18 protein-coding genes and 1 tRNA gene are annotated in these 19,059 nt (G+C 72.1%); 3 read left to right on the top strand and 16 right to left on the bottom strand.

Annotation, left to right across the window (positions count from 1 at the left end; translation table 11 throughout):
- The first annotated feature begins 514 nt into the window (after nucleotides 1-514).
- Nucleotides 515-1,336: a helix-turn-helix transcriptional regulator gene (locus tag AC5WAM_RS26860; RefSeq protein ID WP_366790548.1), complete on the top strand. Its 822-nt coding sequence runs from the start codon at nucleotides 515-517 to the stop codon at nucleotides 1,334-1,336.
- Between the two features lie 180 nt (nucleotides 1,337-1,516).
- Here the strand turns inward: AC5WAM_RS26860 and AC5WAM_RS26855 are convergent.
- The 7 genes from AC5WAM_RS26855 to AC5WAM_RS26825 form a co-directional block, all read right to left on the bottom strand.
- Nucleotides 1,517-1,589, bottom strand: a tRNA-Ala gene (locus tag AC5WAM_RS26855).
- Between the two features lie 106 nt (nucleotides 1,590-1,695).
- A complete protein-coding gene (locus tag AC5WAM_RS26850; RefSeq protein WP_366790504.1) occupies nucleotides 1,696-2,337 on the bottom strand; it encodes a histidine phosphatase family protein in 642 nt (213 codons plus the stop codon).
- Entirely contained in the window at nucleotides 2,334-2,792 is a 459-nt protein-coding gene (rsfS, locus tag AC5WAM_RS26845) for a ribosome silencing factor (RefSeq protein ID WP_138959692.1), read from the bottom strand. Before rsfS ends, AC5WAM_RS26850 begins: the two co-directional genes overlap by 4 nt.
- 237 nt (nucleotides 2,793-3,029) lie before the next feature.
- Nucleotides 3,030-4,877 carry an LCP family protein gene (locus AC5WAM_RS26840; protein WP_495519041.1) on the bottom strand — a complete coding sequence of 616 codons (1,848 nt, stop codon included), beginning with the start codon at nucleotides 4,875-4,877 and terminating at the stop codon, nucleotides 3,030-3,032.
- A 16-nt stretch (nucleotides 4,878-4,893) separates the two neighbouring features.
- Nucleotides 4,894-5,544: a nicotinate-nucleotide adenylyltransferase gene (gene nadD / locus AC5WAM_RS26835; protein WP_138959694.1), complete on the bottom strand. Its 651-nt coding sequence runs from the start codon at nucleotides 5,542-5,544 to the stop codon at nucleotides 4,894-4,896.
- Between the two features lie 67 nt (nucleotides 5,545-5,611).
- Nucleotides 5,612-5,779, bottom strand: coding sequence for a hypothetical protein (locus AC5WAM_RS26830; protein ID WP_366790502.1), 168 nt, complete (start codon nucleotides 5,777-5,779; stop codon nucleotides 5,612-5,614).
- 106 nt (nucleotides 5,780-5,885) lie between these two features.
- On the bottom strand, nucleotides 5,886-6,038 hold the full coding sequence (locus AC5WAM_RS26825; RefSeq protein WP_171075740.1) for a hypothetical protein: 153 nt from the start codon (nucleotides 6,036-6,038) through the stop codon (nucleotides 5,886-5,888).
- A gap of 114 nt (nucleotides 6,039-6,152) precedes the next feature.
- On the opposite strand from AC5WAM_RS26825, the gene AC5WAM_RS26820 reads away from it, so the two are divergent.
- On the top strand, nucleotides 6,153-7,328 hold the full coding sequence (locus tag AC5WAM_RS26820) for a M48 family metallopeptidase (RefSeq protein WP_495519040.1): 1,176 nt from the start codon (nucleotides 6,153-6,155) through the stop codon (nucleotides 7,326-7,328).
- Nucleotides 7,329-7,406: 78 nt separating this feature from the next.
- Here the strand turns inward: AC5WAM_RS26820 and AC5WAM_RS26815 are convergent, their stop codons facing one another.
- The 5 genes from AC5WAM_RS26815 to proB form a co-directional block, all read right to left on the bottom strand.
- On the bottom strand, nucleotides 7,407-8,471 hold the full coding sequence (locus AC5WAM_RS26815) for an SCO2583 family membrane protein (protein ID WP_495519039.1): 1,065 nt from the start codon (nucleotides 8,469-8,471) through the stop codon (nucleotides 7,407-7,409).
- Between the two features lie 121 nt (nucleotides 8,472-8,592).
- Complete coding sequence (locus tag AC5WAM_RS26810; RefSeq protein WP_366790499.1) at nucleotides 8,593-9,219, bottom strand: SCO2584 family spore wall biosynthesis protein; 627 nt, start codon at nucleotides 9,217-9,219, stop codon at nucleotides 8,593-8,595.
- 103 nt (nucleotides 9,220-9,322) lie between these two features.
- Complete coding sequence (locus AC5WAM_RS26805; RefSeq protein WP_495519038.1) at nucleotides 9,323-10,609, bottom strand: glutamate-5-semialdehyde dehydrogenase; 1,287 nt, start codon at nucleotides 10,607-10,609, stop codon at nucleotides 9,323-9,325.
- A 197-nt stretch (nucleotides 10,610-10,806) separates the two neighbouring features.
- Nucleotides 10,807-11,319: a DUF8830 family protein gene (locus tag AC5WAM_RS26800; protein ID WP_366790496.1), complete on the bottom strand. Its 513-nt coding sequence runs from the start codon at nucleotides 11,317-11,319 to the stop codon at nucleotides 10,807-10,809.
- A 292-nt stretch (nucleotides 11,320-11,611) separates the two neighbouring features.
- Nucleotides 11,612-12,718 (bottom strand): glutamate 5-kinase, encoded by a 1,107-nt coding sequence (gene proB / locus AC5WAM_RS26795; protein ID WP_495519037.1) that lies wholly within the window; start codon nucleotides 12,716-12,718, stop codon nucleotides 11,612-11,614.
- A 353-nt stretch (nucleotides 12,719-13,071) separates the two neighbouring features.
- Between proB and AC5WAM_RS26790 the strand changes: the two genes are divergently transcribed.
- The gene (locus AC5WAM_RS26790) at nucleotides 13,072-15,153 is read left to right on the top strand and encodes a hypothetical protein (RefSeq protein WP_495519036.1); all 2,082 of its coding nucleotides are present in this window, start codon (nucleotides 13,072-13,074) and stop codon (nucleotides 15,151-15,153) included.
- 89 nt (nucleotides 15,154-15,242) lie between these two features.
- Here the strand turns inward: AC5WAM_RS26790 and obgE are convergent, their stop codons facing one another.
- From obgE to AC5WAM_RS26770, 4 genes are all read right to left on the bottom strand, one after another.
- Complete coding sequence (obgE, locus tag AC5WAM_RS26785) at nucleotides 15,243-16,691, bottom strand: GTPase ObgE (RefSeq protein ID WP_495519035.1); 1,449 nt, start codon at nucleotides 16,689-16,691, stop codon at nucleotides 15,243-15,245.
- Nucleotides 16,692-16,848: 157 nt separating this feature from the next.
- Nucleotides 16,849-17,103, bottom strand: a complete 255-nt coding sequence (rpmA, locus tag AC5WAM_RS26780) for a 50S ribosomal protein L27 (RefSeq protein ID WP_010986870.1) — start codon at nucleotides 17,101-17,103, stop codon at nucleotides 16,849-16,851.
- Between the two features lie 14 nt (nucleotides 17,104-17,117).
- Nucleotides 17,118-17,438: a 50S ribosomal protein L21 gene (rplU, locus tag AC5WAM_RS26775; RefSeq protein ID WP_030673925.1), complete on the bottom strand. Its 321-nt coding sequence runs from the start codon at nucleotides 17,436-17,438 to the stop codon at nucleotides 17,118-17,120.
- A gap of 206 nt (nucleotides 17,439-17,644) precedes the next feature.
- On the bottom strand, nucleotides 17,645-19,009 hold the full coding sequence (locus AC5WAM_RS26770) for a phospholipase D-like domain-containing protein (RefSeq protein WP_495519034.1): 1,365 nt from the start codon (nucleotides 19,007-19,009) through the stop codon (nucleotides 17,645-17,647).
- Between the last annotated feature and the right edge of the window lie 50 nt (nucleotides 19,010-19,059).

Here is a 19,059-nt window from a genome sequence, read left to right as displayed (position 1 = left end):
ACCTGGCACGGGGCGGGCCGGACGTTGACGATGGGGGGACGTGACGGTGGGGGACGTGACGGTGGGGGACGTGACGGTGGGGGACGTGACGGTGGGGGACGTGACGACGATGGACACGACGAGCAGGGCACGCCCGCGCTCCGCACCGGGCCGCGCCGCACCGGGACCCGCGCCCGGCGCGGCGGCGCCGGCGCCCGGCGCCGTGCCTCCAGGCCCCCTGCCCGGCCGAGCGGCCCCGGCCTCCGCACCGGGCCCCACGTCCGACCAGCGGGCCCCCGCCTCCACACCGGGCCCCACGTCCGGTGAAGCCGCTCCCGGCCGCGCGGCCCCGCGCACCCCGCCGGGCCCGTCGAACCCGCAGGCGCTCCCCGGCGTCCACGGTGCAGGGCGTCCGGCCGGTGCCGCACGGGGGTCGGCCACTGGTCGGGCGCCCCGCACGGCCGACGCCGGGGCCGCCTCCACGGCCGCCCGCACCCCCACGGCCGCGACCTCCGCGACCCGGCGGCGCCCCGAGCTGGCCGCCTTCCTGCGCGGCCGCAGGGCCCGGGTGACCCCGGCCGACGTGGGCATGCCGCCGGGCCCGCGCCGCCGCACTCCGGGGCTCCGCCGCGAGGAGGTCGCCCAGCTCTCCGGCGTCGGTGTGACCTGGTACACATGGCTGGAGCAGGGCCGCCCCATCAACGCCTCCGCGCAGGTCCTGGACGCCGTCGCCCGCACCCTGCGCCTGGACCGGGCGGAGCGCGAGCACCTGTACCACCTGGCCGAGGTGCCGTACGCCGTCCGGCACGAGGCGGTGGCCGAGACGGTCGGCCCCGAGATCCAGGGCATCATCGACGCCCTGGACCCGCACCCGGCCGTGGTCTACAACACGCGGTACGACATCCTCGCCACCAACCCCGCCTACCGGGACCTGTTCATGGTCCCGGAGACGGAGGCCATAGGCGTGTCGAACGTCCTGTGGACGCTCTTCGTGATCCGCAAGTGCGACTGTCCGCTGGTCTTCCGGGACGCGGAGCTGCCGGTGATGGTGGCCACGCTGCGCGGCGCGTACGGGCGGCACGTGGGCGAACCCGCCTGGGAGGAGTTCATCCGCGGGCTGTCCCTGGCCAGCCCGGAGTTCGCGGAGCTCTGGGCGAGCGGGAACGTCATACCCCCGGGGCCGCGGGTGAAGACGTTCCGCCACGCGGCGGTCGGCGAGCTGCGGATGACGTCGGTCTCGCTGTCCATCAACGGCATGCCGGAGTGCCGGATCGTGGCCTACACCCCGGACGACGAGGAGACCCGCAGGGGAACGGCCCGGCTCCGGGAGCTGCGGCACGCGAAGACCGGCCGCTGAGCGACGGAACACCGAGCGCGAGATCGCCAGACGCGAGAACGCCGAGCTCGCGATCGCCCAGCACGAGAACGCCGAGCTCGCGACCGCCCGTCACAAGAACGCCGAGCGCGAGAAACGCTGGACAGGAAAACCACGGACAACAAAAAGTCCCGCCCCCTGACGGGGACGGGACCGGGACTGTGGAGCTAAGGAGAATCGAACTCCTGACCTCTTGCATGCCATGCAAGCGCTCTACCAACTGAGCTATAGCCCCTTGTGTTCTTCCCGCTCTGCGGGGCGAACAAGAAGAACTTTAGCCTGCCACCTGCCCAAACGCGAAATCCGCGTCGGGACCGGCCACGAGGGGCGTGACCTGCGGGCTAGTCGTCGTCGCCGAGCACCGGCTCGGGCAGCGTGCCCGCGTTGTGCTCGAGGAGGCGCCAGCCGCGGGCGCCCTTGCCGAGGACGGACCAGCAGCAGTTGGAGAGCCCGCCCAGGCTTTCCCAGTGGTGCGACTCCAGGCCGAGGAGGCGGCCGATGGTCGTACGGATGGTGCCGCCGTGGCTGGCCACGACGAGTGTGCCGTCCTCCGGCAGCTTCTCCGCGTGCCGCAGCACGATGGGAGCGGCCCGGTCGGCGACCTCGGTCTCCAGCTCACCGCCGCCGCGCCGCACCGGCTCGCCGCGCTTCCAGGCGGCGTACTGCTCGCCGAAGCGGTCGATGATCTCCTCGTGGGTGAGGCCCTGCCACTCCCCCGCGTACGTCTCGCGCAGGCCCTCGTCGTGCGTGACGTCGAGGCCTGTGACGGCGGCGAGCTCGGCGGCTGTCGCGGCGGCGCGCTTGAGGTCGGAGGCGATGATCGCGTCCGGCTTCAGCGAGGCGAGCAGCCGGGCGGCGCGCCGCGCCTGGGCGACACCGGCCTCGGTCAGCTCGATGTCCGTGGAGCCCTGGAAGCGGCGCTCCAGGTTCCAGGACGTCTGGCCGTGCCGCCACAGGATGATGCGGCAGCCGCGGGCAGTCACCGCAGCTCACCACCGAGGTGACGCATCTCCTCGGCCTCCTCGGCGGCCTGCTGGAGCTTGGCGTGCTCCGCGGCCTTGCCGCGCGTGGCCTTGGCGTCGGCGGGCAGCTCGATTTCGGGGCAGTCCTTCCACAGCCGCTCGAGGGCGTAGAAGACGCGCTCCTCGCTGTGCTGGACGTGGACGACGATGTCGACGTAGTCGAGGAGGATCCAGCGGGCGTCGCGGTCGCCCTCGCGGCGCACCGGCTTGGCGCCGAGCTCCTTGTTCAGGCGCTCCTCGATCTCGTCGACGATCGACTTGACCTGGCGGTCGTTCGGCGCCGAGGCGAGCAGGAAGGCGTCCGTGATCGACAGCACGTCGCTGACGTCGTACGCGATGATGTCGTGCGCGAGCTTGTCGGCGGCCGCCTGGGCGGCGACGGTGATGAGCTCGGTGGAGCGGTCCGTGGCGGTCACTAGAGAGCTTTCCTTCAGATGGGCAATACCCGTCAAGGGTCTCACGGACTACGGACGGCTCCCCAGACGATTATTCGATCACCGGGGAGCCGGGCGGAACGGACGCCACCGCGCGGCCCCTGGAGGCAGCCCTGCCGACGGCCCCGGCGGGACCCGGCGAAGACCTAGACAGCCCTGCCGCCGGGCCCGGCGGCTCAGCGGGCCCAGCGGCTCAGCGGGCCCGGCGGCTCAGCGGCGTCAGCGGCCCTTGTAGTCCCGGCCGAGCACCACGGACACGTCCGCGTTCGACGCCGGGTCGCCCTTGCGGACGGCGCTCGCGGGCAGGCCCAGGGTCTTGGCGACCTCCGCCGCCTCCTTCTTCTTGTCCGCGTCACCGTAGGTGACCTGCGAGGACGTGGCGGGCGCGGAGCCGGTGCCGCCGTCGACGAAGGTGTAGCCGCCGTTGACGAGGGCGATGCGGGCGTTCTCGGTGGCGGTCTTGGCGCCGGTGGCGTTGCGCACCCCGACGCGCACCGACGCGCCCTGCTCCGGGCTCTTCACGACGCCGCCGAGCACGTCCTTGACCACACCGGCGGCCGCCTTGTCCGTCAGCGTGCCGTCCTGGCGCACCGGAAGGAGCGCGGTGGTGTAGTCGCCGCCCTTGGCGCGGTCGGCGAGCTTGGCGAGGAAGGTGCCGAGGTCCTTCTCCTTCAGGGACGGGTCGAGGATCTGCGCGAGCGACTGCACGGTGACCGTGGCGGCCTGCGGGTCGGACGACAGCTTGCGCAGCACACCCTGCATGACCTGGCCGAACCGGGCGAGCTGCGCGTTCTCGCCCTCGCCCGCCGCGCGGTAGGTGGCGTAGGCGACGGCCATCGGCCCGCTCAGGGTCTGCTGCTCGCCCTTCTTGACGAGCGGCGCCTCGCCCTTGCGCTTGGCCTTGGGGTCGGGCACGTCGGCGTTGGTGTCGATGTCGATGTTGCCGACGAGTTCGACGAGGTTGTTGAGGTAGGGGGTGTCGAGGCGCCAGGTGCCCTCGACCTTGGTGCCGAGCAGCGTGTCCAGTTCCTCGCGCGTACCGGTCGAGCCGTCGTCGTCGACGGACTTGCCGAGCGTGGTCGTGGTGCCGTCGTCGCCGGTCAGGGCGAGGGAGTTGGGCAGCAGGACGGCGGAGCCGCGCTTGGTGGTGGTGTTGTTCACCAGGAGCACGGTGGAGGTGCCGCCGCCCTTGGTGTTGTGCAGGTGCACGACGACGACGTCGCGCTTCTGCGGCCCGGCGGCAGCCGCGCCGCCGGACTTCTCGTCCGACTGGCCGGGCAGGTCGCCCGCGGCCCACAGATAGCCGACGCCGCCGACCAGGGCGAGCGCGAGTACGACGACCAGCGCGACGATCCGTGAGCGGCCCCGCCGCTTGGCCTCCTCGCGCCGCTCGGTACGGCTCTCCGTGAACTTCAGCCAGTCGATGACGTCTTCGGAGTCCTCGTCGGGCTCCTCGATGAAGGAGAACTGCTCGGTGCGGTACTCGCGGGGCTCGTCGGTGCCCTGGGCCCCGGCGCCGCCCTGCCCGCCGCGCCCGTCCTCCGCCGCCGCCTCCGGCGCGGGGTAGGCCTGCTGCCCCTGAGCCTGCTGCGGTACCTGAGCCTGCTGCTGCTCCTGTTGCTGCTGCTGCGGAATCCAGCCGGTCTGCTCCGCCGTGCCGTACGCGGTCCCGCCGTCGTGGGACGTCCCGCCGTCGTGAGAGGTACCGGTGTCGTGAGAGGTACCGGTGTCGTGAGAGGTACCGGTGTCGTGAGAGGTACCGGTGCCGTACGAAGTTCCGGTGTCGTATGAAGCTCCGGTGGCGTACGCGTCGTACGCCTGCGGGTACCCGGTCGCGGCGGGCTGCTGCCCCGTCCCCTGGGCGTACGGGTCGTACCCGTACGCCTGCTGGGGCTGCGGCTGGTGCTGGGGCTGCGCGGCGTACGTGTCGTACGCGGGGGCCGCCGCCTGGCGGGGCACCAGTTGGTAGACCGGCCGCCCGTACTCGTCGTACCCGACGATCTCGTACTGAGCCGCCGCGTCACCCTCGTACTCGCCGCCGTACGGGTCGTACTGTCGGTCGTTCACCGGTGCCCCTCTCGGCTCAGTCGCCGCGGTACAGCTCGCGCTTGTCGATATAACGCACCACGCCGTCCGGCACCAGGTACCAGACGGGCTCCCCCTTGGCGACCCGGCAGCGGCAGTCCGTGGAGGAGATCGCGAGGGCCGGGACCTCCACGAGGGAGACGCCGCCCTCGGGCAGGCCGGGGTCGGCCAGGGTGTGGCCGGGGCGGGTGACGCCGATGAAGTGGGCCAGCGAGAACAGCTCTTCGGTGTCCCGCCAGGTGAGGATCTGACCGAGCGCGTCGGCGCCCGTGATGAAGAACAGGTCCGTGTCGGGGTTGAGGCGGCGCAGATCGCGCAGGGTGTCCGTGGTGTACGTGGGGCCGCCGCGGTCGATGTCGATGCGGCTGACCGAGAACTGCGGGTTCTCGGCGGTCGCGATGACCGTCATCAGATAGCGGTCCTCGGCGGGCGAGACCAGCTTGTGGCTCTTCTGCCACGGCTGCCCGGTCGGTACGAACACGACCTCGTCGAGGTGGAACTGGGCGGCGACCTCACTGGCCGCCACCAGGTGTCCGTGGTGGATCGGATCGAACGTTCCACCCATGACGCCCAGGCGGCGCTTGGCGGCGCTCGCCGGGCCTGTGCCAGGTCCGCCCTGCGGGCCGGTCGGCATGTCCTGCTCTCCCATGCGTGCAGACACTACCGGCCCCGCCGGGCGACCCGGATTCCAGCCGTACGGCCCCGGAGCGCGGGGCTCAGCGGTCGCGGTTGAAGCGCGTGGTGATCCACAGCAGCAGGAGCAGGACGACGAAGGCGCCGCCGCCGGTCACGTAGGGGCTCAGGCTCGCGTGTTGGTCGGTGTGCTCGCCGCCCTCGGAGGACGCGAGGGTGACCAGCTGGGCGGCGGTGCTGTGGAGGCTCATCGTCAGCAGGACCTATCCGGTGTGGGATCGGGGTAAAGACTTGGGCACATCGTATGCGGGGTGTGCCGGTGCGGCGACGGCGCCCTGCCGGGGCTCCCCGGGCCCGTCACTTCCGGTATCCCCGCAGCAACAGCCAGCCCACGAGGACGCAGCCGACGACCATCACGATCAGTACGACGCGGAGCAGGTTGCCCGGGCCCTGCTTGTCGGCCGCGTGGGCGGCCAGGGTGAGGGCGTCGGCGGAAGAGATGTACTCCATGGCGGATGGCTCCTTCTGTGCGCTGCCCCGTCACGGTATCTCCGCCTAGGCTGGGCCCCGTCTCGGGGGCACGATTGCGGACGCGACGGACGGACACGACATGGGGGATGCGGCATGACCAACGGCAACCACGACGGCCAGGACGGCCACACCGGCCACGACGGCACGGGCAGCGGCCACGACGGCACAGGCAGCGGCGGCGACGGCACGGGCACCGGCCAGGAGAGCGTGCCGAGCAGGCAGCGCAGGCGCTTCCCCGGCATCTCGTCCCGGGCGTACGAGCACCCGGCGGACCGCTCGGCCCTGGTGGCCCTGCGCAAGCTCAGCGGGTTCGACACGGTCTTCAAGGCGCTCAGCGGACTGCTGCCCGAGCGCAGCCTCAGGCTGCTGTTCCTCTCGGACTCCGTGCGCGTGTCCGACGCCCAGTTCGCGCACCTCAACGTCATGCTGCGGGACGCCTGTTACATCCTGGACCTGGAGAAGGTCCCGCCGATGTACGTCACGCAGGACCCGAAGCCCAACGCGATGTGCATCGGCCTCGACGAGCCGATCATCGTGGTCACCACCGGCCTGGTCGAACTGCTCGACGAGGAGGAGATGCGCGCGGTCGTCGGCCACGAGGTGGGCCACGCCCTGTCCGGCCACGCGGTCTACCGCACGATCCTGCTGTTCCTGACGAACCTCGCCCTGAAGGTGGCGTGGATCCCCCTCGGCAATGTGGCGATCATGGCGATCGTGACCGCGCTGCGCGAGTGGTTCCGCAAGTCGGAGCTGTCCGCCGACCGCGCGGGCCTGCTCGTCGGCCAGGACCTGCAGGCGTCCATGCGCGGCCTGATGAAGATCGCGGGCGGCAACCACCTGCACGAGATGAACGTGGACGCCTTCCTGGAGCAGGCCGAGGAGTACGAGGCGGGCGGCGACCTGCGCGACTCCGTCCTGAAGATCCTGAACGTGCTGCCGCGCTCCCACCCCTTCACCACCGTGCGCGCCGCCGAGCTGAAGAAGTGGGCCGCGACCCGCGACTACCAGCGCCTCATGGACGGCCACTACCCGCGCCGCCAGGACGACAAGGACACCTCCGTCTCCGACTCGTTCCGGCAGTCGGCGTCGTCGTACGCGGACACCGTGCGCAACAGCAAGGATCCGCTGATGAAGCTGGTCACGGACATCGCGGGCGGCGCGGGCGACCTCGGCGGGAAGCTGCGCGGCCGGTTCACGGGCCAGGGCGGCGGAGGCTCCTCCGAGCGCCCCGGCGGCACCGGGCCCGCGGAAGGCCCCGGCGAGAAGTAGCCCCGGGCCGGGGCCACGCCCCCCCGGCGGTCGGCCACGCCCCGGCCGGTCGGGCACGCCCCGCCGACCGCCCGCCCGCTACGTCCCGGCCCTGCCCGCCCCCGCCAGCGACCCGCACAGCGCCGTCGCCCGGCCCGTCGCGTACGGGTCGGTGCCCGCGGGGCCGCCGGGGCCCGCCGCCTGGCCCGCGAGCAGCGGCCGCAGCAGCCGCGTGCTGTCGGCGGCGCAGCTCAGCGGCCCGGCCTGGACGTAGCTCACGAGCAGCTCGGCCTGGTGCATGCGCAGGTCGTCGCGGTCGAAGCGGAAGTGCAGCTCGCGGCGGACGGTGAACAGCGAGGCGCGGGCGTGGCTGTCCGCGCCCGCGGGCCGCAGCGCGTAGACGAAGGTGTGGTCGGAGGCCACTTCGAGGGTCTCCTTGTCGGTCTCGTCGGCGCGCAGCGTGCCGTTCACCCGCACCCCCGGGTCGGCGAGCGCGGTCCGCGCCGGGTCGAACCGCACCAGCCAGCCGGTGGGCGCGTGCCGCCCGTCGGCGGCGGGGCGGCTGAAGCTGCGGTCGAACTGGTCGAGCTGGGCGGGGTCGAGCAGCACCCGCGGGGAGCGCACGGAGCGGCCGCTGAGCACGTCCGGGTCGAGCGAGGACTCGACGAGGTAGTCCTTGGCGGTGGCGAGCGCGGCGACGACCTGGTCCTCGGTGAAGTGCGCGGTGCGGCGGGCGGCGGGCAGCGCGATGCCGCTGGCGCCGACGCCGAACTGCGCGGCCGGGCTCCTCGCGAACAGGTCGGCGGCCTTCTCGGCGCCGGGCACGCGGCCCTGCGGGGCGAGCGGGATGACGGTCATGCGCAGCGGCTCGGGGCGGCGGGCCACGGGGGTCTCGTACGGGTGGCGCACGCCCATGTAGATGGCGGTGCCGAAGGCGACGGTGATCAGGACGACGAGGATCACCACCTGCCGGGAGAGCCTGCGGTGCGGGCCGGGCCTGCGGCGGACGGCGCGCGCGTGGTCGCCCATCCGCTCGCGCGCGGAGAGCTCCTGTAATCGCGCAGCGCGTACGAACGACTCGTCGAAGACGACGGATCGGTACTCGTCCTCACCTCCGGGAGCGCCCTCGGGTGTCCCCGCAGGTGGTTCTCCTGGCCCGCCCATACCTTCAGGGTAGGTCTCCGGGACGCGCGGTAAACGCCCTGGTACACGACAAGTTCTGACAACTCCTCACGTGCAGCGTCAGCACGTTCGCCGAGCTCGCGCGGGGGTTCGCGGGAGGGTGTCAGGGCGTGCGCGGCTCGGCCGGCACGGCGGGCTGGCCGAACTCCGCCGACGCGGAGGGGCCGCCGGCCTCGCCCGCGCCCCTGGTCTGCTCGACCTCGGTGGTCGCGGGCGGGGGTATGCGGTCCTGGCGGCCGGACGACGCCCCCCGGTACACCGCGGCGAAGGCGAAGGCCACCATGCCTATGCCCATCAGGAGGGCGAGCATCCAGGCGACGGGGCGGTGCCAGCGGACCTTGCCGCCGCGCCGGCCGTAGCGCCCGCGGCCGTCCTCCATCAGCTCCGCGTCGTCGAGGTCGTCGAGTTCGTCGAAGTCACGGCCGGGGCCGAAGACGCCGTCGTCCGGACCGTATCCGTCGTAGGCGTAGTCGTCGAAGTCGTCGTCCGCCGCGTCCCGGGCGTCGGAGCCGGAGCGGCGGGCTCGGCCGCGGCGGGCCTCGGCCTCGGCGCGGGCCTGGGCGGCAGCCAGGAGGCGCTCCACGGCGGTGGGTTCGTGGATTTCCGCGGCCCGCACGAAGTCCTCGTCGAAGACCACGGAGGCGAACTCGTCGTCCGCACCCCCGTGGTCGCGGTCGTCGTCGGGCTCCCCGCCGCCTGCGAACGGCGTGCCCCCCACGTCCTCCGGCACGCGTCCAGCGTAGACCTGGAGTGGTGGATTTGGGCAGACGGAAAGGGAATTCAGCGGTTGTGACCCCGAACGCCCCCGCCCGACGGGCGGGGGCCGGAAGGGCTCAGCGCACGTGTCCGTCGCCGGTCACGATGTACTTCGTCGAGGTCAGCTCCGGCAGGCCCATCGGCCCGCGCGCGTGCAGCTTCTGCGTGGAGATGCCGATCTCGGCGCCGAAGCCGAACTGGCCGCCGTCGGTGAACCGCGTGGAGGCGTTCACGGCGACCGTCGTGGAGTCCACGAGCTGGGTGAACCGGCGGGCCGCCTGCTGCGAGGTGGTGACGATGGCCTCGGTGTGCCCGGAGGTCCACAGCCGGATGTGCTCGACGGCCTGCTCCAGGGAGTCGACGACGGCGGCCGCGATGTCGTACGAGAGGTACTCGGTCTCCCAGTCCTCGGCGGTCGCCGGGACGACGGTGGCCTTCGAGGCGGGGGCGTACGCCTGGACGCGCTCGTCGGCGTGCACGGTCACGCCCGCCTCGGCGAGCGCGTCCAGGGCGCGCGGCACGAAGGCGTCGGCGACGTCGGCGTGCACCAGGAGGGTCTCGGCGGCGTTGCAGACGCTGACGCGGTGCGCCTTGGAGTTGATGAGGACCTCGACGGCCATGTCGAGGTCGGCGTCCTTGTCGACGTACACGTGGCAGTTGCCGGTGCCGGTCTCGATGACGGGGACGGTGGACTCCTCGACGACCGTCCTGATCAGCGAGGCGCCGCCGCGCGGGATCAGGACGTCGACGAGGCCGCGGGCGCGCATCAGCTCGCGCACGGACTCGCGGCTCTCGCCGGGCACGAGCTGGACGGCGTCGGCCGGGAGCCCGGCGCCGCCGACGGCGTCGCGCAGGACGCGCACCAGCGCCGTGTTGGAGGCGTACGCGGACGACGAACCGCGCAGCAGGACCGCGTTGCCGGACTTCAGGCACAGGGCCGCGGCGTCCACGGTGACGTTCGGGCGGGCCTCGTAGATGATGCCGACGACGCCGAGGGGGACGCGGACCTGGCGCAGGTCGATGCCGTTGGGCAGCGTGGAGCCGCGCACGACCTCGCCGACGGGGTCGGGCAGGGCGACGACGTCCCGCACGTCGGCGGCGATGGCGCGCACGCGCTCGGGCGTGAGCGTGAGCCGGTCGACGATCGCCTCGCTGGTCCCGGCCGCGCGGGCGCGCTCGACGTCCTCGGCGTTGGCCCCGACGATCTCCGCCGTGCGCACCTCCAGGGCGTCGGCGACGGCGAGCAGCGCGTCGTCCTTCGCGGCCCGTGGCAGCGGCGCGAGCTGCGCGGCGGCGGCGCGGGCACGGTAGGCGGCCTGGGCGACCGGGGTCATGTTGTCGTACGGAGAGAGCGGCGCGGTCATGGGGGCAGGGTAACCGCGTGCCCGGGGCAGTCCAGCCGGTTTCCCAGTCCGCGAGACATGGCCGGTAATGACCAGTGGTGCGTAACCCCGCCGGTGGGGGCGCTTTCAGGGCGGGCCGCACCAGGGTGTCGGGCGTGCGCGGGGGCGTCGTGGCCGGGTCGCGCGGTTCCCCGCGCCCCTACGGGCGCTCCCCCTGCTCAGAAGGGGTGGACGCCGACCGGGGTCGCGGGCAGCGGTCCGTACCCCTCCGCGATGCGCTGGTGATACGTGTCGCGGTCGATCACTTCGAGGCCGACGATCTCCCAGGGCGGCAGCTGCGCGGTCTGCCGGTGCTCGCCCCACAGGCGCAGCGCGACCGCCGCGGCGTCGTGCAGGTCGCGGGCCTCTTCCCAGTAGCGGATCTCCGCGTGGTCCTGGGCGTACCGGCTGGTCAGCAGAAAGGGGTGGTCATGGGCGAGCTGTTCGAGTCCGCGCCTGACCTCCTGCAACGGGGTCCTGGTGCCGGAGACGCTGAGTGTCACGTGCCACAGGCGCGGGGCCTCGGCGCGCTCGCCGCCCGTCTCCCGGGGGCTCTCGTCCGGCTGCCGCGCGCCTGTCTCCCGGTCGTGGTCACCGCCCGCGTCCCCGGTGTACGCCGCCCCCGCGGCGACGCTCGTCAGGGCGCGCTCAGCCGGCCCGCGGGACGCCGCCCCTGGGCGCACTCGTCTCACGACGGCCTCCTTCAACCAGTCCTCATGCGGATGCGCAACGGTCGTTACGCAACGGTCGTGCGGAACTGCCTTGCCACAAAGTTGAGCAGGACAAGCGGTCTCTCGGGGCGATTTTCCGGAGTTTCCCCTCGGGCGAGCCGGTCCATGAACGGCGTTCGTGCCTGTTTTCGGCCTGATTTCCGCTGGTGTCGATGGGGTGGGCGGGGATACCGGGGCGGGCCGCACAGGGGTTCACGGGAGCGCGTGTTCAGGGGCGCGGGAGCGGCGGGGCGCGGCCCGGCGGCCGGGCGCCTCAGGGGTGCAGGACCACCAGGCCGTCGCGGTGGATCACTTCGCGCTCGTACGCGGGACCGAGCTCGCGGGCGAGCTCGCGCGTGGAGCGGCCGAGGAGCCGGGGCAGCTCCTTGGCGTCGAAGTTGACCAGGCCGCGGGCGACGGCCCGCCCCGCGGGGTTTCGCAGCTCGACCGGGTCGCCCGCGACGAAGTCGCCCTCGACGGCCGCGATGCCCGCGGGCAGGAGCGACTTGCGGCCCTCCACGACCGCGCGGACGGCCCCCTCGTCGAGCGTGAGGGCGCCCCGGGGCGCGGAGGCGTGCTGGAGCCACAGCAGGCGGTCCGCCGAGCGGCGCCCGGTGGCGTGGAAGTACGTACCCGTGTCCCGGCCCGCGAGGGCGTCCGCCGCGTGGCTCGCGGAGGTCAGCACGACGGGGATGCCCGCGGCCGCGGCGATCCGGGCGGCCTCGACCTTGGTGACCATGCCGCCGGTGCCGACGCCCGCCTTGCCCGCGCTGCCGATCTTGACGTGCGCGATGTCGGCGGGGCCGCGCACCTCGCCGATGCGGGCGGTGCCCTCGGCCGCGGGGTCGCCGTCGTACAGGCCGTCGACGTCCGAGAGCAGCACGAGCAGGTCGGCGCGGACGAGGTGGGCGACGAGGGCGGCGAGCCGGTCGTTGTCGCCGAAGCGGATCTCGTCGGTCGCGACGGTGTCATTCTCGTTGACGACCGGCAGGGCGCCCATGGCGAGGAGCTCGTCGAGGGTGCGCGAGGCGTTGCGGTGGTGGGCGCGGCGGCTGGTGTCGTCGGTGGTGAGCAGGATCTGCCCGACGCGGAGGCCGTAGCGCGCGAAGGAGGCCGTGTAGCGGGCCATGAGCAGGCCCTGGCCGACGCTGGCCGCGGCCTGCTGGCGGGCCAGGTCCTTGGGGCGGCGGGGCAGGCCGAGCGGCGCGAGCCCGGCGGCGATGGCACCGGAGGACACGAGCACGATCTCGCGCTCCCCTCCGCTGCGGTGCTTGGCCAGCACGTCGACGAGCGCGTCAACGCGATCCGCGTCGAGGCCCCCCGAAGCGGTGGTCAGCGAGGAGGACCCCACCTTGACGACGACCCGGTGCGCCTCTGCCACGCCCTGCCTAGTCACGCGCTTCCCCAAATGATCCCGATGCTGCTGGTCCTGCGAATCTACGCGAAGACCGGGGCCGGGTGCCCCGGCGTTCCGGCCGGTGGACCGTACGAGGACGCCCCGCGGACTCCCCGGGGACGTCAAGCAGCCACGCGGCGGGATTTCGGCCCATCCAGCCTGTGACCTTTGCCCCTGTATGCGGTGATTAGCATCACGGAAGATTGCTAGGGAGGCACCCGGCGTCATACGGTCAGGGGTCTTCTACTTATCCGAGTGCGCGATGACCTCGTCCGCTCACCCGGATTCCCGCACCGCCCCCGCCCTGTCCGACCGCCCCCCGCCAGGAGCTCAAGCCCGTGCCCTCCGCCGGACTCGCCAACCGCCGCATCGTGCAGCTCACCGCGCTGCTGACGATGTTCGCACTCTTCGCGGCACAGCTCGCCACCGCGCTGATCCCGTACGTCCCGGTGTTCATCGCCGCCTCCGCGGCGAACCTCGCGCTCGACATCTACCTGCAGTACAAGCAGCCGGGGCTGCTCTCCCTGCTCGGCAAGGTCCGCTTCGACGTCATCGTCCGGCAGCTGCTGCGCGACATGCTGATCCTCGTCGGCCTGCTGCGCATCGACGGCATCGACCCGCTCGCCGAGCAGTCGCCGCTGACCGTCTCGCTGCTCGTCTTCTTCGCCCTGCACTTCACCTGCACGGCGACCGCCGTCATGGTCCGCCGCAGCCGTCAGCTGCCGGTGCTCACGCGGAACATCGACACGTCCGCGCTGCACCTCACCGCCGCGCCGCCGCGCCTGCTGGCCCGCCAGCACGCGCGCCGCCTGCTCCTGTTCTCGGTGCCGACGACCCTGGGCCTGCTGCTCACGGCGGCCACCACCGACGCGTACTGGGGCGGCATCGGCCTCGGCATCTCCCTGGCGCTCCTGGGCGGCAGCGTCGTCCACCTCATGACCTGGCTGCTTCCCAGGAAGCGCGCCAAGAACGCCGAAGCGGTCATGGAGTGGCTCGACCAGTGGCTGGCCGACTACCAGCCGACCGTCGGCATGTACTTCTCCGGCGGCACCACCTCCGCGTACCAGGCCAACATGTGGCTCTCCACGCTCTCGCAGCTCGACGGCAACCCGCTGATCGTGCTCCGTGAGCGCTTCATGGTCCAGAAGATCGACTCCACGGACGTGCCGATCATCTGCTTCCCGAAGGTCGCCACGATGTTCTCCCTGGAGCAGTCGACGCTGAAGATGCTCCTGCACCCGGCGAACGCCGCGAAGACCTCGCAGGTGCTGCGCATCCCGTCGATCAAGCACGCCTTCATCAACCACGGCGAGAGCGACAAGCTGTCCTCCTGCAACCCGTACGCGAAGGCGTACGACGAGGTGTGGGTCGCCGGTCCCGCCGCGCGCGAGCGCTACCAGCTCGCCGACATCGGCGTGGCCGACCAGGACGTCGTCGAGGTCGGCCGTCCGCAGCTGTCCCCGATCCGCCCGTACGCGGGCCCGCCCACCGGTGCGTACACGACCGTCCTGTACGCGCCCACCTGGGAGGGCTGGGACGGCAACCCCGGCAACACCTCGGTCATCCTCGCGGGCGAGAACATCGTCCGGAACCTGCTCGCCGACCCCGGTGTGCGCCTGATCTACAAGCCGCACCCGATGACCGGCTCCCAGATCCCGGCCGCGGGCGCCGCCAACGAGCGCATCAAGGCCATGATCCGCGAGGCCAACGGCCGGCGCTCCGGCGCCCGGCCCGGCCCCGAGGCCGAGGCCGAGCTGGTCCGGCGCACCGAGGAGCTGAACCTCCTCACGGCGAAGAAGTTCCGCAAGGGCGCGGACGAACAGGAGCGCATGATGCTCCAGGGCAAGCCCGACGGCGACATCCGCGCCGCGATCATCGAGGCGACGCTCGCCTGGGAGACCGCCTACTGGGCGGCCCTGCCGGAGTGGGAGCACCAGATCATCACCGAGTCGCGACCGGCGATCTTCTCCTGCTTCAACCAGGCCGACGTGCTCATCAGCGACGTCTCCTCGGTCGTGTCCGACTGGCTGAGCAGCGAGAAGCCGTACGCGGTGGCCAACACCTCGGGTCTGAGCGAGGCGGACTTCCGCGCCGGCTTCCCGACGGTGCGGGCCGCGGCCATCCTGTCGCCCGAGGCCGAGGGCGTGCCCGCGCTCCTGGCCGCCGTGCGCGACCCCGCCCTCGACGTGTACGCCGAGGCGCGCGCCGAGCTCAAGGAGCACCTCCTCGGTCCTTCCGACCCGCCCTCCCTGGTCCGCTTCAACGCGGCGGCGATGGCGCTGTGCGCCAAGTCCGACGCGCGGCGCGCACGCGCCGCCGCGCGGGTCGCCGCGGAGATCCCCGCGCAGCGGGAGGAGGCCGCGGAGGAGGCTGCCGCCGAGGCGGCCGAGGCCGCCGCGGAGGAGCTGGAGTCCGCGTAGCTCTTCGTACGCCGAAGGGGCCCGGAGCGAGTGATTCGCTCCGGGCCCCTTCGCTGTGCGGGCCGTGGGGTGACGGCGGCCACGTACCGCTAGAACGGGTTGAAGTCCTTGAACTCCCGCTCCGACTCGTCGCGCTCCGCGTCGCGGTCGCGGCGGCGCTGCGCGGCGGGGCGCGGCGCCTCGAAGCGGTGGTCCTCGCCGCGGCGGCCGAGCATCTCCGCGCCGGCGGACATCGACGGCTCCCAGTCGAAGACGACGGCGTCGTCCTCGGGGCCGATGGCGACGCCGTCGCCCGCGCGGGCGCCCGCCTTCATCAGCTGGTCCTCGACGCCGAGGCGGTTGAGCCGGTCGGCGAGGTAGCCGACGGCCTCGTCGTTGTTGAAGTCGGTCTGGCGGACCCAGCGCTCCGGCTTCTCACCGCGGACGCGGTACAGCGGCGCCCCCTCGTCGTCCTCGCGCGTCACGGTGAAGCCCGCGTCGTCGACGGCCTTGGGCCGGATGACGATGCGCGTGGCCTCCTCCTGGGGCTTGGCGGCCCGCGCCCCGGCGACGAACTCGGCGAGCGCGAACGACAGCTCCTTGAGGCCCTTGTGGGCCACGGCGGAGACCTCGAAGACGCGGTAGCCGCGCGCCTCCAGGTCGGGCCGGACCATGTCGGCGAGGTCCTGGCCGTCGGGGATGTCGACCTTGTTGAGGACGACGAGCCGGGGGCGGTTCTCCAGGCCCGCGCCGTACTGCCGCAGCTCGGCCTCGATCACGTCGAGGTCCGAGACCGGGTCGCGGTCGGACTCCAGGGTCGCGGTGTCCAGGACGTGCACGAGCACGCTGCACCGCTCGACGTGGCGCAGGAACTCCAGGCCGAGGCCCTTGCCCTGGCTCGCGCCCGGGATGAGGCCGGGCACGTCGGCGATGGTGTAGACGGTGGAGCCCGCGGTGACGACGCCGAGGTTCGGCACGAGCGTCGTGAACGGGTAGTCGGCGATCTTCGGCTTGGCGGCGGACAGGACCGAGATCAGCGAGGACTTGCCCGCGCTCGGGTAGCCCACGAGCGCCACGTCCGCGACGGTCTTGAGCTCCAGGACCACGTCGCCCGCGTCACCGGGCTCGCCGAGCAGCGCGAAGCCGGGGGCCTTGCGCCGGGCGGAGGCGAGCGCCGCGTTGCCGAGGCCGCCGCGGCCGCCCTGGGCGGCGACGTAGGAGGTGCCGTGGCCGACGAGGTCGGCGAGGACGTTGCCCTGCTTGTCCAGGACGACCGTGCCGTCCGGCACCGGCAGGACCAGGTCCTGGCCGTCCTTGCCGGAGCGGTTGCCGCCCTCGCCGGGCTTGCCGTTGGTGGCCTTGCGGTGCGGGCTGTGGTGGTAGTCGAGCAGGGTGGTGACCGACTGGTCGACGACCAGGATCACATCGCCGCCACGGCCGCCGTTGCCGCCGTCCGGGCCGCCGAGCGGCTTGAACTTCTCACGGTGGACGGAGGCACAGCCGTGGCCCCCGTTACCCGCGGCGACGTGCAGCTCGACGCGGTCCACGAAGGTGGTCATGGTTCAGTGCCTCCTGGAAGGGTCCCCCCGGCCGCGGGGCCGGAGGAGTACGAAAGTGTCTAGCTGTGCTGTGTCTATTCAAAACACGCGAAAGGCGGACCCGCTTCCCGACAGGGAAGTGAGGTCCGCCTCGCGAAAGTTCCGGTCAGAGTGCCGTTCAGGCGACCGGGACGATGTTCACGACCTTGCGGCCGCGGTGGGTACCGAACTCCACCGCGCCGGCGTCCAGGGCGAACAGGGTGTCGTCCTTGCCGCGGCCGACGCCCGAGCCCGGGTGGAAGTGGGTGCCGCGCTGGCGGACCAGGATCTCACCGGCGTTGACGACCTGACCGCCGAAGCGCTTCACGCCGAGCCGCTGAGCATTGGAGTCGCGACCGTTCCGGGTGGACGATGCGCCCTTCTTGTGTGCCATCTTGTCTCAGTCCCTTACTTCGCAGCCGTGGGGATGCCGGTGACCTTGATCGCCGTGTACTGCTGACGGTGACCCTGGCGACGGCGGTAGCCGGTCTTGTTCTTGTAGCGCAGAATGTCGATCTTCTGGCCCTTGTGGTGGTCCACGACCTCGGCCGTGACCTTGATGCCGGCCAGGACCCACGGGTCGCTGGTCACGGACTCGCCGTCGACAACGAGCAGGGTCGAGAGCTCGACCGTGTCGCCAACCTTGGCGGTGGAAATCTTGTCAACCTCAACGATGTCGCCGACAGCAACCTTGTGCTGGCGACCACCGCTGCGCACGATGGCGTACACGCGGATCTCTCTCTCGCTCGGAACGGAATCCCCGCAGTCCAGCCGCCCGGCGCGACAGCGCGGTCGGCCTCTCCCGAAGATCCGTAGGAATTCCGGGAGGGAAGAAGGTTTACGAGGATGGGCGCACGTATGGACACGCCGACGGTCAAGATTACGGGGCCCACCCGTACGGGTCAAACCGGGCTCCGCCCCCTGTGACCCGCGCCCTAGTGCGTGGGCTTCTCACCGTCCGGCGGCAGCGGCTTCACGCCGCGGCACAGGTCCGTCTTGTCCTTGGTGCCGGGCCACGCCACCTTCTTCACGCGGTTGAAGTGCTTGAGGTACGTGTTGTGCACGGCGTCGTCGTCGACCTTGACGATCAGCTCGTCGTTCTCGCGCAGCGCGGGCGCGGTGTAGTTCTGCGAGCCGGTGAAGGACACCTTCTTGATCTTGCCGTCGTACTTGCCGTCGATCAGCACGTACTTGCTGTGGATGATGTACGGCGTGACGAGCTTCTGGCCGGGCCTGAGCGGGTCCCGGTCGTCGTTGAAGCAGCGCAGCGCCGGGCCGCCGGGCTTGTGCAGCCCCTCCCAGGTGCCGGGCCTGCCGTTCTGGCTCCTGGCGCTGTCCGTCTCGGCGTACACCAGGTCGACGGAGCAGCCCGCCTTCTGCAGGGAGACCAGCTTGTCGGCGATCTGCTTGCGCGTGATCTTGAAGATGGAGGCGCGGACCTTGGTGCTGCGCTTGACGCCGCGCGCGTCCTTGTAGGTGCACGAGATGTTGTTCAGGACCGAGTACATGGTGTCGGTCTCGTTGACCGTGCCGACGCGCGGGAAGAAGTACGCCTTGTAGCGGCCGCTGCTGACCGTGCGGTAGTCCCAGGCCTCCCAGTTCCTGCCGACCATGTCGGTGAAGTACTCGGAGAACGCGTCGTACATGGCCGGGTTGTCGGGCAGCAGCAGCGCGTCGTTGAAGAACTTGGTGTGCGCCGACGGGGTCGAGTTCGACGTGGTCTGGACGACGACGTCCCGGGCCCCCTTGACCTCGGAGAACAGCCAGAACTTGTTGTGCATGATCGATTTGCCGTACTGCGGGTCGCCGAGACACGACTTGTTCGGCGGGCACAGCGTCACGAAGGAGGACTTGGTCCGGTTGGCACCGAGCTCGTTGACGAGCGTGGCGTACGCGGTGTTGTCCGGGCGGTCCGTCTTGCTGGTCGAGTCGAGCAGGATCTGTACGTTGACCCCGCGCTTGTGGGCGCCGACGAGCGCCTCGACTATGGGCGCCTCCCAGACGTGGTAGACGGCGACCTTGATGGTCGAGCCCTCCACGGCCGCGTCGGTCAGCTCGATGAGCCGGGTCTGGATCGCGTGCTGCTGGTCGACGGTGCCCAGCGGGTCGTTGAAGACGGGGCCCTCGGGCCAGGCGGGCGTCCCGGCGGGCGCGGCGGTGGCGGTGGCCGCGCCCGGCAGGGTGGCGGCCGACAGGACCGTGGCCAGCGCGGCTGCCTGGCGCCCTCCCCTGGCGGGGCGTACCGCCCGGTGGCGCCCCGTGCCCCTCAGGCGTATCCCGTGTGGACGTGCTCCCGCCATGTCCATCCCTCCCCTTGCTCAACGGACCCCGTGAGTCTTACAGGTATCCC

The organism is Streptomyces sp. JLYT201, assembly GCF_059448825.1.
The sequence above is the reverse complement of the archived record's forward strand: the minus strand, read 5'-3'. Positions and strand labels throughout refer to the sequence as shown.

Coding starts and splice junctions, on each gene's coding strand:
- rpmA (WP_010986870.1), bottom strand. CDS start 17,103: ATGGCACACAAGAAGGGCGCATCGTCCACCCGGAACGGTCGCGACTCC.
- nadD (WP_138959694.1), bottom strand. CDS start 5,544: ATGGGAGAGCAGGACATGCCGACCGGCCCGCAGGGCGGACCTGGCACA.
- obgE (WP_495519035.1), bottom strand. CDS start 16,691: ATGACCACCTTCGTGGACCGCGTCGAGCTGCACGTCGCCGCGGGTAAC.
- AC5WAM_RS26825 (WP_171075740.1), bottom strand. CDS start 6,038: ATGGAGTACATCTCTTCCGCCGACGCCCTCACCCTGGCCGCCCACGCG.
- AC5WAM_RS26830 (WP_366790502.1), bottom strand. CDS start 5,779: ATGAGCCTCCACAGCACCGCCGCCCAGCTGGTCACCCTCGCGTCCTCC.
- AC5WAM_RS26815 (WP_495519039.1), bottom strand. CDS start 8,471: ATGGGCGGGCCAGGAGAACCACCTGCGGGGACACCCGAGGGCGCTCCC.
- AC5WAM_RS26820 (WP_495519040.1), top strand. CDS start 6,153: ATGACCAACGGCAACCACGACGGCCAGGACGGCCACACCGGCCACGAC.
- AC5WAM_RS26805 (WP_495519038.1), bottom strand. CDS start 10,609: ATGACCGCGCCGCTCTCTCCGTACGACAACATGACCCCGGTCGCCCAG.
- AC5WAM_RS26770 (WP_495519034.1), bottom strand. CDS start 19,009: ATGGCGGGAGCACGTCCACACGGGATACGCCTGAGGGGCACGGGGCGC.